This is a genomic window from Candidatus Woesearchaeota archaeon, assembly GCA_016192995.1.
GTDB lineage: Archaea > Nanobdellota > Nanobdellia > Woesearchaeales > DSVV01 > JACPTB01.
The window spans coordinates 1-14868 of record JACPTB010000016.1 but is presented as its reverse complement, the minus strand read 5'-3'; the positions used below and the strand labels follow the sequence as shown (position 1 = coordinate 14868).

The following is a 14868-nucleotide window of genomic DNA, read 5'->3' as shown; positions in this document are numbered from 1 at the left end:
ACTAATGCAACTCTTCCATCGCCGCTACCTAAATCAACAAATGCATGATGTTTTTTTAAATCAAGTTCTTCAAATAATTTGAACACTGCTGGCAAATAACTTACCCCCCAATGCCCAAGCTCAGTATCTTTAGATAACACTTGTCCATTCTTGAGTAAAAAGTTTTCAAATGCATCGTACTGCTGTTTTATTTTGTCGAAAAGTTGTTTCATGATTACTCCATCGGTATTTGGCTCCATAATTGCCAGTCATTGGATGGCGAATATGCGCCAAATATAAAATAGGGTGATTGCATTTCTCGACCATAAGCATGATGAACTCCTGGCCAACCAAACGGCATATTGTTGCTTGGAACATTAACTGGCCGCAATCTGCTCCCAAATGCTCTCCAAGTTTCAGTTAAAATTCTTCCTGTTCCAAACATGGATTCTTCTCCCCATGCTTCTGACACCATAGTTCCTTTAAACTTTTTATGTTTTTTAATATATTCGACAGCTTCTTTAACCGGCAAATCTCCTTGACCAACCGGGAGATGATGATGCCCTGCGCCGATGCTGTCAACAACGTGCAAATGCCCGATAATATTAGCATCTGCCATTTTTTTAATCTGCTCCATATACCATTTATCAAATCTTTTTTTTGTTTCTTTGACCTCTTCATTTGGCAATGGCTGGAAATGCTTCCACCACATTCCTAAATGCTGGGTGTCAATAGTTGCTTTAAGATGATCCTCAGCTTTTTTCTCTGCCATTTCAGGGCTCATATGTCTGACATAATAAGGATTTGGTACTTTTTTGATATTTCCTTCTGTATCTCGCTGCTCATGAGGATCTTCAATAACCGGAGATGTCAATAAATGCACCATATGCTTTCGCGCATCATGAACCATTTTAATTATTTCTTCTGGATGACTCCCATATCCCATTTCAGGAAATAAATTTTCAGGAGCAATATATACTGGCTTGTCAGCATACTTGCTTTCCTGGGTTTTTTTCATCGCATAAACACCTGCTTCTGCGTATGATTGTGTTGTTTTTTTTCGCGCATAAACTTCAACAGGCACTACATGCTTCAACGTTTCAGCTAATTCTGCTGCTTGTGAGTCCGCAGATGCAGAAGCTTCATGAATATAGGTCATAGATTTCTCTACATCTTTTATGGCATCTTTCAAGATGTCTGTTACTTTTCTTCGTTCTAATTGGACAAAAGGCCGTCCTCTTCCCGCATAATGATGCAATGATTCATCTTCCCGATATAATCTCCACGCTTCATCAGGCGAGGTGTTCTTTTCTATTTCTTCATAATATTTTAATGATTTTTCCAATGCTTCTTTTGCAGCGCTTTCTTTATCATAAAATCTTCCGTGATACAGGGAAGAACCTTTTGACTGAAGAATTCTATTATCTGCCTGAGTACGGTAGAACATTTCTTCAGGCTTCCATTCGCGGTCTTTTCGCGGATAATATTTGTTAAAATAAGCAGCTTTCTCTTCAAAGTGCTCCCAGGTTAGTTTTTTTGTCTTAAATGAAGTGGTATTTGGATCGAAAATAGCTACACGCTTAAATAATTCTTCAGGTTTATCTTCCTGAATAAAATTTCCGTGAAGATCAACCCATCTATCTCTGTTTCTCACAGGATCGCGCACTGTTTTAAACACTGGTTCATAAACAAACTGGTTTTTTCGCGCGTCTGCAACTACTCTTCCTGTTCTGTCGTCAACAAGATAAAGAACAGCTCTTCCTGGTTCTTCTTCATAACTAAGAAATTTAAAGGTTCCATCTGCATTCTTTGCCCATTTTTCTTCTGACATTGGACGCTGGTATTCTCCGGTATGCACGACAACTGCCTGCGCGCCTAAATCAGCAGCAAAACTAACTGCTTTTTTTACTTCTTCAATTTCTATTTTGCGATGCTCTTCATTAAATCCGCGTTCTTGAGGGTTGTAACCTGACATGTTGCCAATATTAACTGGTGTATGCACTGAAGAAAATTTGACCGTGTTAACGCGCGCAATATCACGCAAAGCTTCTCGCGCTTCTTTACCATAGCTCTCTGCTCCAACAGTTTCAGCTCCTCCCCCCATATTGGTGCTTAATTCAATCCACCCTGCTCCTCTCCGTATTGCATCAGTTGCAGTTTTTAATAAACTTCCAAATCTGCTTCCTTCAGTAACTGATTGACCAATATCCCGGACGCCAACAATAGGATTTTCAATAGAACTTTCCACTAATCGTAAATCAGGTCTGTCTTTTTCAAAATAAGTCATAGCTTGATCTGGACCAAACGCATCATACACATTTGGAAATGTATTCCCATCAATAGAAGGTGTTTCATCTAAATAGCCTGTTCCGAATTCCATAACAACCTCTTTATGTTTATTTATTACATTTCGTGATGTTAGTAGTTAATATAGTTTATCATAACATTTATAAATCACCTGTAATTTTTAATAGATTAGCGGAAGCAAATATTGCAATTCTTAAGGCAATATGAGCAAAGTACCGCGGTAATCCCAGAAGGGAATAAAGGTGTAATATATGTCAAGAATGTTTGTTGTTAACCAGACTGAGTTAATTCATAAAATTGCTCAAAAATTAAAAGAAAAAACATTAGTTAAAGCTCCATCGTGGGCTATGTTTGCAAAAACAGGAACTCATCGCCAAAGAGCGCCAGAAAATGCAGATTGGTGGGCAGTGCGAGCTGCAGCAGTATTGCGAAAAGTCGCAGTTAAAGGTCCTATTGGTGTTTCCAAGCTTCGAACATTATATGGCGGCAAAAAAAGACGAGGCCATCAACCGCCGGAATTTAGAAAAGGAAGCGGCAGTGTATTACGGAAAGTTCTTCAGCAATTAGAAAAATCACAATTAATAAGGCAGACAAAAGCAGGTGAATTTGGCGTCCACAAAGGAAGAATAGTTACTCCTCAAGGCAAATCCTTGTTGGATTTAAGCGCAAACGAATTAGTAAAATCTCCCGTTAAAGCTTCACCAAAACCTTCAGTTCCTGAAGTTGCGCCTAAAAAAGAGGTTGTTGTTAAGGTAGAAGCAGTACCTGCAACAATTGAACAATGAGTTGAATATCATGGCACGATTTAAACATACCAGCAGAAAATTACGCTTAGCAAAACTTGGAAGACAAACAAGATGGGCTCCTTTCTGGACAGTGCCTAAAATTTATGGCAAGGGTAAAGTTGTCCATCCTGGAAGACACACTGTTGTCAAACGAAGTTGGCGGCGAGTTAAAACTAAAGCATAACTAGATGATACTTATGGCTGATAAATCAGAAAAACTAGAACGAACATACACTATTCCTTTACGAAGAGAGTTTCTTAAAGTTCCTAAGTACAAGCGAGCTGAAAAAGCTTCAAGAGCAGTTCGTGAGTTTCTTGTAAAACATATGAAATGCCCAACGGTTAGTATTGGTAAATACTTAAACCAAGCATTATGGGTACATGGTATGAGAAATCCACCTTCTCGAGTTAAAGTGACTGTCGTTAAACAAGATCAAAAAGTGCTTGCTGAATTATTTGGCAAGCAAATCAAGCTTGAAGAAAAACAAGTGCAGAAAAAAGCAGGTATTGCAGAGCGTTTAAAACAAAAGCTTGGCAAAAAAGAAGAAGCTGATGTATTAAGTGAACTTAAAGGTAAAGAACCTGCAACAGAAGAGCTTAAAGAAGAACTTGCTGAAGTCAAGGCTGAGAAAGCGGAAGAAGCTAAAAAAATAGAGCATGAAGAAATCAAGGAATTAAAGAAAGAACAGGAAACACATCATAAACATGCTCCAAAACAACCTGCTGCAGATCATTCTCAAGATATACATCCACCAGCACCTAAGAAAAGGTAATTGATTCTACCATACTCTTTTTTAGTCACCAGTTTGTGACTAATTTCTGGAAAAATTTATAAACTCTTTATTAAATAATAGCTAATACTAATATAGTTAGCTATTATTTAATAAAGAGGTGAAAGAATGGCTAAAAAAGCACGATCGAGTGGAGCAGCTCCAGCAATGGGTGGAGGAAAAACCTGCAAGATGACACCTATGTGTTGGTTAACCTGCGTTTTATTAATAGTAGGTGCATTAAACTGGGGACTATTTGGTTTATTTGAGATTGATTTAGTAGCATGGTTATTAGGACCAATGAGCACTGCAACAAGAGTGGTATATGTATTAATAGGTTTAGCTGGTGTAGCTAAATTATGGAAGGTTGTTAATAAGATGTAAATAGATATATTTTTTTATTTTTATACTATTTTATTTTCTTGCTTAAAATATATTCTTCGATTATATCTCTAAATTCAGTTGCTTTTTCTACACTGCTTTTTGCTTCCTTAATTTCAGCAGCTTTACTTAATTGGTAGGTTAAGGCATTTCTTTTTTCTTTCTCTTGTTTTAGAGATTCTACTGATTTTTTAACTCGTTGTAATTCTAAGGTTTCGTCTTGTTTTTCTTTAAACAAGACTAGTGCTCGCGACATTCTACTTGTAGAAAAACTAAACACGTTTTTTTGCTCTAGTTCAGAGCCTTTAATCAAATAATAATTAAGAAATGCTAGATACATTGTTTTATGCGTATCTTCAACTTCATCAGGTAATTTTTTATTGTCTAAGGCAAATAAATACTCTACTTCAAAAAACATAGAATAATAGCATTGTGTAATAATCCATAATGTTGCAGAAGAATTTCCTTCCAACTCATTTGAAGTTTCTATTTTTGTAAGAAGATACTTTGCAAGCTCTAATGAATGCTTTGCTTTATTTTTAATATGTTCTATAAAAACTCTGTTAGGAGTTTTCCAAACTAACTTATTATCCCATTCCTTGAATAATTTCTTTGCCTCTTCAATCTCTTTTTTACTTTTAATATCCTTTAGTTCTAACATATTCCTTCACTAGTTTGTAATATTGTTCTGCCCCAAATAATATAATTCCATGCATAAATGCTTCTCTTCCTACAGTGTATTTTTCATTTAACATTTCAAGAAAATCTTTAGTTGATACTATTATTATATCTATTTGTTTATTAGTATGTAGACTCAAAGCTTTGTTGATTTTTTGTTGATATTTTTCTTTATCATCAATAGATGGAATTATAAATAAAAGATCAAAGTCTGAGTTTTTCTTTTCCTCACCTTTTGCATAACTTCCAAATAAAATTAAAATATAAAATAAATCACCTAATGCTTGTTCAAGATCGTCGCTTATGATATTAACTGAAGGATGTTTTTTAAACAAATTGTCTTTTTCATAAAACATAGCTGCGCTTAAAGTGCCAGTACTTGCATGTTCAAGGTCTATTGAAACTAGATTAGCTCTGCCTTTTGTTTCCTGTGTGAGAGCATTTACTTTAATTAACTCAGGAATAGTTTTATGGACCGTAGGATAAGCTGTTCCAGTAGTTACTGCTATTTCATGCATGCTCTTACTTTGCAAAGGACTTTTCAGTAATTCACCAATAATCTTATATTCAGTATCCTTGTAATAGTTGCTATTAGTCATTAAATATATAATATTATATATCTAATATATAAATGTTTCCTTATTAGAGAAATAAACAAAAAAAGGTAAAAAAACAACCTAAGCATCAAAATACAGCATAAATTCCCATGGATGAGGCCTCATATTAACTGGTGTTACTTCATGCTCTCGTTTGTAACTAATCCAAGCATCAATAACATCTTTAGTAAATACGCCACCTTCTAACAGGAATGCATGATCATTCTCAAGATTATTCAATGCTTCTGCTAAACTTCCAGGGACATGGGGTATGTGAGCAAGTTTCTCTTTGTCCATGGAGAAAAGATCTTCTTTGATTTCTTCGCCAGGATGAATCTTATTTTTAATGCCGTCCAACCCTGCCATAACCATTGCTGCAAAACCAACATAAGGATTGCATAATGGGTCTGGAGTTCTGAATTCAAGTCTTTTTGCTTTTGGGCTTTCGCTGTACATAGGAATCCTAATTGCAGCGCTTCTATTTCTTGAACTAAACACTAAATTAACCGGTGCTTCAAATCCAGGAACAAGCCGCTTATAAGAGTTGGTTGTAGGGTTAGTAAGGGCAACTAATGCCGGAGCATGTTTCAAGATGCCGCCAAGATAATACAATCCTAATTCGCTTAAGCCGCATGCTTTATCTCCAGCAAATAAATTAACGCCGCCTTTCCATAAGCTTTGATGGCAATGCATTCCTGAGCCGTTGTCATTAAACAAAGGTTTTGGCATAAATGTTGCTGTTTTTCCATTAAGCTGGGCAACGTTTTTTACCACATATTTATACATCATCATAGTATCTGCCATAGACAACAATGAATTAAATCTCACATCAATCTCAGCCTGACCTGCAGTTGCAACTTCATGATGCTGGCGTTCAACAAGAATGCCTAATTTTTCCATGATTAATACCATCTTGCTCCGCAGCTCTTGCTGTGAATCAGTTGGCGGCACAGGAAAATAACCTTGTTTATGCCTTATTTTGTAGCCTTTATTTCCTGTTTCTTCTTCTCGATTAGAATTCCAAATTCCTTCATCTGAGTCAATTTCATAAAATCCAGAAAATTCATTTTGGCCATATCTAATATGATCAAAAACAAAGAATTCAGCTTCTGGGCCAAAATAAGCAGTGTCAGCAATCATCGTATTCTTCAGATACGTTTCTGCTTTTTTTGCAATATACCGTGGATCCCTGCTATACATCTGTTTGGTAATAGGATCTTTAATATCACAAATAACACTCATCGTATTAGATAAAAAAGGGTCAACAAAGCATGTTTTCAAATCAGGAATTAATAACATGTCTGATTCATGAATTGACTGAAAACATCTAATTGAAGATCCATCAAAACCAAAGCCTTCTTGAATATTGCTTTCGTTAAATTCATTAATAGGAACCGTAAAATGCTGCCAGGTGCCAAGAAGGTCAGTAAAACGAATATCAACTAATTTGATATTGTGCTGAGTAACCATTTCCTGAATCCTCTGCATATGCAGGTGTTCAGGAGTGTGTTCATGTTTTTGCCTTTGATATACTTGTTCTAATTCCATAAATAAACACCTCTCGTATTGTTTTAAGGTATATAGGTTCTATGTTATTTCTAGAAGAAGTGTTTATTTAACTTTTTTTGTTAAGTTTCTTAACAAAAACATAAAAAATACAAAATATTTTTATATTTGTTAAATTTTAGCTTATTTATCTGTATTAAATTTAACAAGGTGGTTGGATGGAACTCGACGCTATAGACAAAAAGATCATCAATAGTTTGCTGGATAATGCTAAACTCCCCTTGCGTGATATAGCAAAAACACTTAAAGTAAGCTTTGTTACGGTGATGCATAGAATAAAAAAACTTGAGAAAGAAGGGATCATTAAGCAATACACCGCACTTATTGATTACGACAAAATAGGGTATGGCGTGCATGTTCTTATTGAAGTAAGAATTACAAAAGGTAAATTATTAGAACTCGAAAAAAAATTAGCAACACTTCCCAATGTTTATGCGGTGTATGACACCACCGGTGATTTTGACACATCAATCATTGGAAGATTTAACTCAACAAGACAAATGGACAATTTTTTGAAGAAAATCCAGACATTTGATTTTGTTGAACGAACTAATACTAAATTGATTCTTAACACTATGAAAGAAAATTCGATGAAGGTATGAATCTAGCAGTAAAAGTTTTTTAAATACGTGATGATTACCTCCCTGAATGTTTAAAAAAGCAGTAACCTATGGGCTTGCAGCAATAATTCTTGCATGTTCTGCAATAGCAAAGCAAAGAATTGAGAAAGATATAACTATTGAAGAAGTTACATTAACACAATTACCTGATCATGAGTTATATGAGTTAGGATTTTTAGAAGCATTAGAAAAAAGACTTGAAAAAAAAGTGCCTGAAAATTATGCAGTTGGAAACCGTGATGATATCATGAATATACTAAGATTAGCACGCGTCAGATATGATCTTGCAATGAGGAATGCTTCTTGGGGAACTTATATGCAACATGCTCCAGAAAGTGCAGAAGATCTCTATGGAAGATTATTAAAACCAAGACTTATCTTCTATCATACAACTACGACGCTTTGCAGTGCTACTTTAGGTGGATTTAGTAGCTATGCTCATAGAACTTCTCTTAATGAGCAAGCTAACGCAATAGAAAAAGCAGCAAAAGAGTTTCTCAAACAACGTGGACTTTGCCAAGAGTTTCATTTTGATTTATTATATAAACCAGAGAAATTGTTTTCTGATGAAAACGTAAAGTAGATATAAAAATTAGTTCATTCATTGTTTGGCTGCTAACCTGACATCTCCTTCATTGATAGTTTTTCTTCCTGAGTGTTTTGCAATTTTCAATGCTTGTTCAGAAAGCTCTTCAGAAATAGTGGTCAGAATATCAACCATTTCATCAACAGCATCTGCGCTTACCCGTTTAGCGCCAGCGTTGGTTAATATTCTTGCAACAGGAGCTTTTGGGATGATAGTTGTCCTTTTAACACCAGCCATAATATTTCCTCAAATCTGCTTGAAAGTAATTGATGAATAGAAATAGAGATTTTCCCCACTAAAAACCTCTATTTAGTCTTTGTGTTCTTCTTTTTTAAGGGAAGAACCTCTATTTAAATATTGTTATTTTGAATTTATCTTCCGGTATAAATAGCTACATCTTGCTGTAAAACAACCTGCGGGGATTGAGCTATATGCCTTACAGCTCTTTTCAATGTAGCATCTCTATCTCGGTAACTATCTCCACCTCTTTCAAAGAACTCAACTGCTGCTTTAAGATCATCATAAAAAACAGTAGTTGCTCTTTCATCTGCACAGAACCTTTTGAGAGCTTTGCAACCTGCAAAATAATATCCTGCCATAACTTCCTCTGCATCTTCTGCATCTCTAGCTTTTTTTTCAATTGCAGGATGTACTAACGAAAAAGCAGCTGGAGGAATATCTACACCAATCCCTTTCTTTCCAACCCTCGCATAAAGTTCGAGTTCGAATAGTAATCCATATCCACAAAATTTCATGAGATCACTCAATTCAAGACCTAGAGTACGTGGATCAATATTTGCAATATCCTTTTGTTTTATTCCTTGATCAGTATACCAGAATCTTAATTCCCGAGCTTCAATGAGATGATGCAGCTTAAACCCAGCACCAGAAATGGTTCTTGAAGCAGCAAGCATATCTATTAAAGATGCATCTTCAGGAACAAACTCTTTGATCAAAGCTAAATAGTTAGGTAAAAACCCAGAAGTTCCTAGTTTTTGCTCAGATTCTTCAAAAATACGATCTTCTAAAGCAATTTCTACAAGATAATTGTTACTGCGAGACATTTCTCAAGAGTTATTTAAAGTAATTTATAAACCTAACCTTTTTCAAAGAATAAACATTATAAACTAAGAGTTATTTTTGAGAGTATGAAAGAATCTATTCGTGCTTATGGTTTGGAAAATGCTGTAAAATTCAAAGGCAAAGCAAATCCAAACGCTGTACTTGGCAAAATTCTCGGGCAGTTTCCTGAAGCAAGAGCTAAAACCAAAGATGTTCTTAAAGATATTACTACTCTCTGCAATGAAATAAATTCATGGTCTTTTGAAAAACAGCAAAAGGAATTAGAGAAAGTTTCTGGTTTATTACAGCAAAAACCAAAACAACGAAAAACAGGTCTTCCACCATTGCAAAACCTTGGGAAAATTAGCAAGCAGGTTGTTCTTCGTTTTGAGCCAAGCCCATCAGGGCCTTTGCATATTGGTCATGCTTATGTTCTTGGATTAAATGCAGCTTATGCAAAAGAATACAAAGGCAAACTTATTTTAAGGATTGCAGATACTAATGCAGATAATATCTATGTTCCTGCTTATGATTTAATTCCCCAGGATGCGCAATGGCTTACAGAAAATGGCGTTACTGAATTAATGATACAATCTGATCGAATGGAGATTTATTATGCTCATGCTCTAAACTCCTTAGAAAGAGGGATCACGTATATATGTAGATGTAGTGCTGAAGAGTTTAGAGCATTAATTACTAAAAAAATAGCATGTCCTTGCAGGAAGAGGCATGTTGATGAAAATATTAAGCATTGGCACAACATGTTTTCTAAATATCAAGAAGGAGATGCTGTTATGCGGTTGAAAACAGATGTTGCTGATAAAAACCCAGCATTGCGTGATTTCCCGTTATTCAGAATTAATGACACCGAGCATCCGCGCCAAGGAAAAAAATACCGTGTCTGGCCTTTGATGAATTTTGCAGTATCTATTGACGACCATGACACCGGCGTTACTCATATTTTACGAGGCAAAGATCATGCAGATAATGCAAAACGCCAAAAATTATTTTTCGATTTATTTAAATGGCAAGTACCGGAAACTATTTTTGTAGGAAAAATTAATTTTACTGACCTTAATGTATCATGTTCAAAAACAAGGCCTTTAATTCAAGACGGAACTTTTGAAGGATGGGATGATATTAGGCTGCCATTTTTGCCAGCATTGCGAAGGCGAGGATATCAAGCAGAAGCATTTATTAAATATGCTTTGGAGGTTGGCGTTAGTCTGACAGATAAATCTGTTTCAAAAGAGGAATTTTTTAAAACAATAAATCATTTTAATAAAGAAGTTATTGAAGAAAAAGCAGACAGATATTTCTTTATTTCTAATCCTCAGAAAATAACTGTTGGAAAAGCTCCAGAATTAACGGTAAACCTCGATCTGCATCCTGATCATCGAAAAGGTGGGAGAAATTTTACCACCAATAAAACGTTTTATGTTACAGATACCGAGGAATTTAAAGACGGACATTTGTATAGATTTATGGATTGTTTAACGTTTAAATTTGATAAAGGAAAAGCAGTATTTCATGCTCGAGAAATAGGGAATGATAAACCGAAGATTATTGAGTGGCTTCCTGAAGATATTCATAATATTAAAGTAGACGTAAGAATGCCTGATAATAGTATTGTTAAAGGATTAGGTGAACCATTATTAGCTGATCTTGAAGAAGGAGACATGGTTATGTTTGTTAGGTTTGGTTTCTGCAGGTTTGACAAATTGGAAGACGATGTGTATAAGTTTTGGTTTACGCATAAATAAGTTAAAACAATTAAATATTTAAATGTATAACAATACCTATAGTTATGAGTGTGTTAACTCGGGATATAAATACTAATATAGGTAGTGGAACACTTGACAATACCGTAGCTGATACTTTCAACAGATTGAAAGCTATGGCTAGATGGAACGAGTCAAGAGAACCAAAGTTACTCTATAGTTCATCAAAAACTGGAACAGTTGTTGTTTTATTTCAATCTGCTGCTGCTGAATTTGCAGCAACTGATGACCGTGCAGAATATCGTTGGAATTTTTTGAAGCCACATGATGGATCTTATAGCGGTTTAGGTTATCCTGGGCCAGCTCAAAATTATAGATTTTTAGTCGGCAGCGAACGTGGTTTTACTGAATATGAGGTTCCTCATGTACGTATCAAACATTCTCATGTCGGAGCTGTTAGAGAGACTGGTCAAGCTGTAATTATCAATGGACATTTAGAATATGAATTTCAGGTTTTTCCAGGGGGTAATAATAGACCTATCTATTTAGGAGAGCCTTACAGCAGAAGACAGCCACATCTAATTAACAGAATTCTTATACCCAAATCTGATTTCAAACCTTATCGTGCTCGTTAAAACATAGAGGTAATTACTAATAATTTTCGATAGTTTTTATAGGGTTTTGAAGGATATTTGGTTTTTCTGAAAAGTTTCCTTATTCATTTGAGTCATAACATTTATATTATCTATACCATATCTTTGGCCTATGGTTCATTTCAATAAAAACAAAGAATATTATGGGTCAAGTTCATGGACTGTTGGCAAAGCGCATGAAGAAATTGAACAAGGTATCCAGCTATTGCATCAGATACATCAACCAATTATTCTTTTTGCAGGCTCTGCTCGTATTAAACCTGGCAATTATTTTTATAGCCATTGCAAACAAATTTCTTATGCTCTTGGCAAAGAAGGTTATGCTATTATGTCAGGTGGTTGACCAGGTATTATGCATGCGGCAAATACTGGAGCGACTGAAGCTAAAACCATTTCGATTGGATTAAAAGCATCATTATTAACTAAAGAGAAGATTACGGATAAAATCTTCACTCATGAAATGGATTTTCATTTCTTTTTTGCACGACGCTTTACTATGCTGCTGCGCAGTGAGGCGTTAATTTTTTACCCAGGAGGATATGGTACATTAAACGAATTATTGGAAAATGCGATGCTGATGCAAAACAATATTGTTGATAATGTGCCATTAATTTGTGTTGGAAAAAAGTATTGGCAAGGCTTGTTTGACTGGCTTAAGCAGAATACTTTGGAATATGATTTTATTAATGATGCTGACTTGAAGTTATTGTATATTGTTGATAGTGTTGAAGAAGTACTTGCTATTATCAAAAAGCATGCTGAACACAAGTAATGTTCCTACATTTTTTAGAACAGGAATTTCCAAATTCTTGCTTGCATTCTCCGCAGCAAATAAATAATTCATCGCATTTTTCATTTTTGCAGTTAGTGTAATCTCCGCATGCTATGCCGCACCAATGGCAGGTTGTAATTTGTGTTATATGTTTTGACTCTTTGCTCAGGGGAGCAGACAACCGTTTATCAAACACAAAACATAATCCTTCCCAATGTTTATCATCAGGAAACATATTGCCATACTTGATAATGCCCCCTTCTAATTGATACACTTGTTTAAATCCACTTTTCTTAAATAATGCTGATGCTTTTTCACAGCGAATGCCGCCGGTGCAATACATAACTACTTTTTTGTCTTTATATTTTTCAAATTTTGGCAAAACTTTAGGAAGATCGCTGAATATTTCTAGATTAGGATCAAGAGCATTTCTGAACCTGCCAATTTTTGTTTCATAATTATTTCTGGTGTCTATAATAATCATATCCTCTTTTTGATCAAGCCATTGTTTAAATGTTTCAGGTTTAAGGCGGATTCCTTTATTTTTTTGATCGTTGACGTCAACGCTAAAATGAGAGGTAACTATTTCTTTTCTAAAACGCACAAACATTTTATCAAAAGGATGCTTGTCTGCATATTGTTCTTTGAATTCAATGTCAGAAAATAATTTGTTTTGAAGTAACACTTTTTTATACATTGTAATTTGTTCTTCATTTCCTGAAACACTGCCATTAATTCCTTCTTCTGCAACAAGGATTTTACCTTTAATGCCTAACTCTTTGCAAAACGCAAGATGATCTTTTTCAAACCGTTGTGGTTGGTTGAGATGAACATATTTATAGAATGAAGTAATAATTATTTTTTCTTCTCGCTTTCTATACACATATACTTCATCATTTTTTCTTAACTTTTCTTTTACTTTCAAGGTGATATAATCTCCTTTATGAGCAGTCGTTTTTTTGTCTTTTGTTTTATCGTTGACAATAAAATTATCAGCTTCCTGTGAAAAAAAGCCTGTTGTGGCACCGGTGAATCCTATCTTTTCTCCAGAAGAAAGTGTATCAGCTTCTAATATAATATGAGCAACACCAATTTTAGGATAATAATTAACTACTTTTCCAAGATATGTTTTAATCTCTGTTGCCTTATTGTTTCCTGATTTTGCCATTTGATCAACAGGTCTTCCTAAATAAAATCCAGGGCTTAATCCTCTATTATAAACTGTTTTAAGATCTTCAAATAATTCTTTTTTCAATGATTCATTATAGGTTCCTTCATTATATGCGTCAAGCGCTTTTCGATATGCTTTGGTTACGGTATAAACATAGTCAGGACTTCTTCCTCTTCCTTCTAATTTTAACACGGTGATTCCTGCATCAATAAGCTGGTCAAGAATATCAATAGTGCAAAGATCTTCAGGAGACAAAATAAATTCATTATCAACATCCATTTTATTGCCTGTTTCTTTGTCAACTAAGGTATATTCTCTTCTGCATGATTGCTGGCATGCGCCTCTATTTGCTGATTTATTAAATTCGTACAATGACATAAAACATCGTCCAGAAATGGCAATGCACATCGCGCCATGAGCAAAACATTCTATTTCAACAAGCCTTCCATGAGGACCTTTAAGCTGATTTTTTACAATCTCCTGATGAATTGCTTTTATTTGAGGGAGCAATAATTCACGTGCAAGTACTATTCTGTTTGAAAATTGGCTGTAAAATTTAATGCTTTCATAATTTGAAATGCTGAGCTGAGTAGAGATATGCACTTCAACACCCAATTCTTTTGCTATCTGCATAGCTGCAACATCAGCAATAATCACTGCATCAATGCCCACTTTTTTTACTTGCTCAAGAATTTTTCTAGTAATCGTAATATCATGGTCATAAAGTAGGGTATTTAATGCAAGGTTTGCTTTAACATTATTTTTCAGACATATCTCTTTAATTTTAACAAGATCTTCAAAATGAAAATTCTTTGCACTCCATGCGCGCATGTTTAATTGTTCAATGCCAAAATAAACTTCATCACATCCTGCTTTAATGGCAGCGTTAAGACTAGCAAAATCACCTGCTGGAGCAAGAAGGATTGGCAGAGCTGTTGACTTTTTCATGGTATGAAGAATAGATTATGGGTTTAAAAACATTTCTTTTGTAAGGCTGCGTAGAAATCCTCCAATGCGCTTAGCATCCTCAGGTCAAAATTCAATCATTTTTCTTAATCGAGAGCGTTACGAGGGGTTGCTCCCGAGTTTGGTTAATAATTCAAACCAACTCGCAAGAGCTCTTGCGAGAGTTAGAATATTTTGTCGTAACAGTATAATTGCAGAGTAAGATAATATCTTTGCTTCTTTCCTAAGCCTAGTTGTCATAAGACCGGCATTTGT

Annotated in this window: 18 protein-coding genes; 10 read left to right on the top strand and 8 right to left on the bottom strand. The window is 35.0% G+C overall.

Translation table 11 applies throughout. The features are described from left to right. Together HYY69_08690 and HYY69_08685 are read right to left on the bottom strand one after the other, a co-directional pair. Positions 1-212 (bottom strand): hypothetical protein (locus HYY69_08690; protein MBI3033526.1); only part of this gene is annotated, 212 nt, incomplete at its 3' end. A gap of 2 nt (positions 213-214) precedes the next feature. Then, on the bottom strand, positions 215-2359 hold the full coding sequence (locus HYY69_08685; protein MBI3033525.1) for a hypothetical protein: 2145 nt from the start codon (positions 2357-2359) through the stop codon (positions 215-217). A 178-nt stretch (positions 2360-2537) separates the two neighbouring features. On the opposite strand from HYY69_08685, the gene HYY69_08680 reads away from it, so the two are divergent. From HYY69_08680 to HYY69_08665, 4 genes are all read left to right on the top strand, one after another. Further along, complete coding sequence (locus HYY69_08680) at positions 2538-3071, top strand: 30S ribosomal protein S19e (protein ID MBI3033524.1); 534 nt, start codon at positions 2538-2540, stop codon at positions 3069-3071. 10 nt (positions 3072-3081) lie between these two features. Further along, entirely contained in the window at positions 3082-3255 is a 174-nt protein-coding gene (rpl39e, locus tag HYY69_08675; protein ID MBI3033523.1) for a 50S ribosomal protein L39e, read from the top strand. Positions 3256-3268: 13 nt separating this feature from the next. Then, on the top strand, positions 3269-3844 hold the full coding sequence (locus tag HYY69_08670) for a 60S ribosomal protein L31 (GenBank protein ID MBI3033522.1): 576 nt from the start codon (positions 3269-3271) through the stop codon (positions 3842-3844). Between the two features lie 189 nt (positions 3845-4033). Then, positions 4034-4225, top strand: coding sequence for a DUF378 domain-containing protein (locus tag HYY69_08665; protein ID MBI3033521.1), 192 nt, complete (start codon positions 4034-4036; stop codon positions 4223-4225). A gap of 25 nt (positions 4226-4250) precedes the next feature. Here the strand turns inward: HYY69_08665 and HYY69_08660 are convergent, their stop codons facing one another. The 3 genes from HYY69_08660 to glnA form a co-directional block, all read right to left on the bottom strand. Continuing rightward, entirely contained in the window at positions 4251-4883 is a 633-nt protein-coding gene (locus tag HYY69_08660) for a hypothetical protein (GenBank protein MBI3033520.1), read from the bottom strand. Continuing rightward, positions 4861-5499, bottom strand: a complete 639-nt coding sequence (locus HYY69_08655) for a nucleotidyltransferase domain-containing protein (GenBank protein ID MBI3033519.1) — start codon at positions 5497-5499, stop codon at positions 4861-4863. Before HYY69_08655 ends, HYY69_08660 begins: the two co-directional genes overlap by 23 nt. Positions 5500-5577: 78 nt before the next feature. Then, entirely contained in the window at positions 5578-6984 is a 1407-nt protein-coding gene (gene glnA / locus HYY69_08650) for a type I glutamate--ammonia ligase (protein MBI3033518.1), read from the bottom strand. Positions 6985-7220: 236 nt separating this feature from the next. On the opposite strand from glnA, the gene HYY69_08645 reads away from it, so the two are divergent. Together HYY69_08645 and HYY69_08640 are read left to right on the top strand one after the other, a co-directional pair. After that, entirely contained in the window at positions 7221-7664 is a 444-nt protein-coding gene (locus tag HYY69_08645) for an Lrp/AsnC family transcriptional regulator (protein ID MBI3033517.1), read from the top strand. 46 nt (positions 7665-7710) lie between these two features. Continuing rightward, the gene (locus HYY69_08640) at positions 7711-8265 is read left to right on the top strand and encodes a hypothetical protein (GenBank protein ID MBI3033516.1); all 555 of its coding nucleotides are present in this window, start codon (positions 7711-7713) and stop codon (positions 8263-8265) included. An 18-nt stretch (positions 8266-8283) separates the two neighbouring features. On the opposite strand, the gene HYY69_08635 is transcribed toward HYY69_08640, so the two are convergent. Together HYY69_08635 and HYY69_08630 are read right to left on the bottom strand one after the other, a co-directional pair. Further along, positions 8284-8505 (bottom strand): NFYB/HAP3 family transcription factor subunit, encoded by a 222-nt coding sequence (locus tag HYY69_08635; GenBank protein ID MBI3033515.1) that lies wholly within the window; start codon positions 8503-8505, stop codon positions 8284-8286. Between the two features lie 134 nt (positions 8506-8639). Beyond that, complete coding sequence (locus HYY69_08630; protein MBI3033514.1) at positions 8640-9332, bottom strand: hypothetical protein; 693 nt, start codon at positions 9330-9332, stop codon at positions 8640-8642. 84 nt (positions 9333-9416) lie between these two features. On the opposite strand from HYY69_08630, the gene HYY69_08625 reads away from it, so the two are divergent. The 4 genes from HYY69_08625 to HYY69_08610 all read left to right on the top strand — a co-directional run bounded on the left by HYY69_08625 (position 9417) and on the right by HYY69_08610 (position 12476). After that, on the top strand, positions 9417-11093 hold the full coding sequence (locus HYY69_08625) for a glutamate--tRNA ligase (protein ID MBI3033513.1): 1677 nt from the start codon (positions 9417-9419) through the stop codon (positions 11091-11093). A gap of 44 nt (positions 11094-11137) precedes the next feature. After that, positions 11138-11686, top strand: coding sequence for a hypothetical protein (locus tag HYY69_08620; protein MBI3033512.1), 549 nt, complete (start codon positions 11138-11140; stop codon positions 11684-11686). 130 nt (positions 11687-11816) lie between these two features. Next, positions 11817-12047 carry a hypothetical protein gene (locus HYY69_08615; GenBank protein ID MBI3033511.1) on the top strand — a complete coding sequence of 77 codons (231 nt, stop codon included), beginning with the start codon at positions 11817-11819 and terminating at the stop codon, positions 12045-12047. 9 nt (positions 12048-12056) lie between these two features. Next, on the top strand, positions 12057-12476 hold the full coding sequence (locus tag HYY69_08610) for an LOG family protein (GenBank protein ID MBI3033510.1): 420 nt from the start codon (positions 12057-12059) through the stop codon (positions 12474-12476). Here the strand turns inward: HYY69_08610 and HYY69_08605 are convergent. Beyond that, positions 12451-14595, bottom strand: a complete 2145-nt coding sequence (locus HYY69_08605) for a rhodanese-related sulfurtransferase (GenBank protein MBI3033509.1) — start codon at positions 14593-14595, stop codon at positions 12451-12453. The genes HYY69_08610 and HYY69_08605 overlap by 26 nt on opposite strands. Positions 14596-14868 lie beyond the last annotated feature (273 nt).

Bases quoted from the DNA above. Each gene is read 5' to 3' on its own strand.
- HYY69_08685 (MBI3033525.1), bottom strand. From the start codon at position 2,359: ATGGAATTCGGAACAGGCTATTTAGATGAAACACCTTCTATTGATGGG.
- HYY69_08680 (MBI3033524.1), top strand. From the start codon at position 2,538: ATGTCAAGAATGTTTGTTGTTAACCAGACTGAGTTAATTCATAAAATT.
- rpl39e (MBI3033523.1), top strand. From the start codon at position 3,082: ATGGCACGATTTAAACATACCAGCAGAAAATTACGCTTAGCAAAACTT.
- HYY69_08670 (MBI3033522.1), top strand. From the start codon at position 3,269: ATGGCTGATAAATCAGAAAAACTAGAACGAACATACACTATTCCTTTA.
- HYY69_08665 (MBI3033521.1), top strand. From the start codon at position 4,034: ATGACACCTATGTGTTGGTTAACCTGCGTTTTATTAATAGTAGGTGCA.
- HYY69_08660 (MBI3033520.1), bottom strand. From the start codon at position 4,883: ATGTTAGAACTAAAGGATATTAAAAGTAAAAAAGAGATTGAAGAGGCA.
- HYY69_08655 (MBI3033519.1), bottom strand. From the start codon at position 5,499: ATGACTAATAGCAACTATTACAAGGATACTGAATATAAGATTATTGGT.
- glnA (MBI3033518.1), bottom strand. From the start codon at position 6,984: ATGCAGAGGATTCAGGAAATGGTTACTCAGCACAATATCAAATTAGTT.
- HYY69_08645 (MBI3033517.1), top strand. From the start codon at position 7,221: ATGGAACTCGACGCTATAGACAAAAAGATCATCAATAGTTTGCTGGAT.
- HYY69_08640 (MBI3033516.1), top strand. From the start codon at position 7,711: ATGTTTAAAAAAGCAGTAACCTATGGGCTTGCAGCAATAATTCTTGCA.
- HYY69_08635 (MBI3033515.1), bottom strand. From the start codon at position 8,505: ATGGCTGGTGTTAAAAGGACAACTATCATCCCAAAAGCTCCTGTTGCA.
- HYY69_08630 (MBI3033514.1), bottom strand. From the start codon at position 9,332: ATGTCTCGCAGTAACAATTATCTTGTAGAAATTGCTTTAGAAGATCGT.
- HYY69_08625 (MBI3033513.1), top strand. From the start codon at position 9,417: ATGAAAGAATCTATTCGTGCTTATGGTTTGGAAAATGCTGTAAAATTC.
- HYY69_08620 (MBI3033512.1), top strand. From the start codon at position 11,138: ATGAGTGTGTTAACTCGGGATATAAATACTAATATAGGTAGTGGAACA.
- HYY69_08615 (MBI3033511.1), top strand. From the start codon at position 11,817: ATGGTTCATTTCAATAAAAACAAAGAATATTATGGGTCAAGTTCATGG.
- HYY69_08610 (MBI3033510.1), top strand. From the start codon at position 12,057: ATGCATGCGGCAAATACTGGAGCGACTGAAGCTAAAACCATTTCGATT.
- HYY69_08605 (MBI3033509.1), bottom strand. From the start codon at position 14,595: ATGAAAAAGTCAACAGCTCTGCCAATCCTTCTTGCTCCAGCAGGTGAT.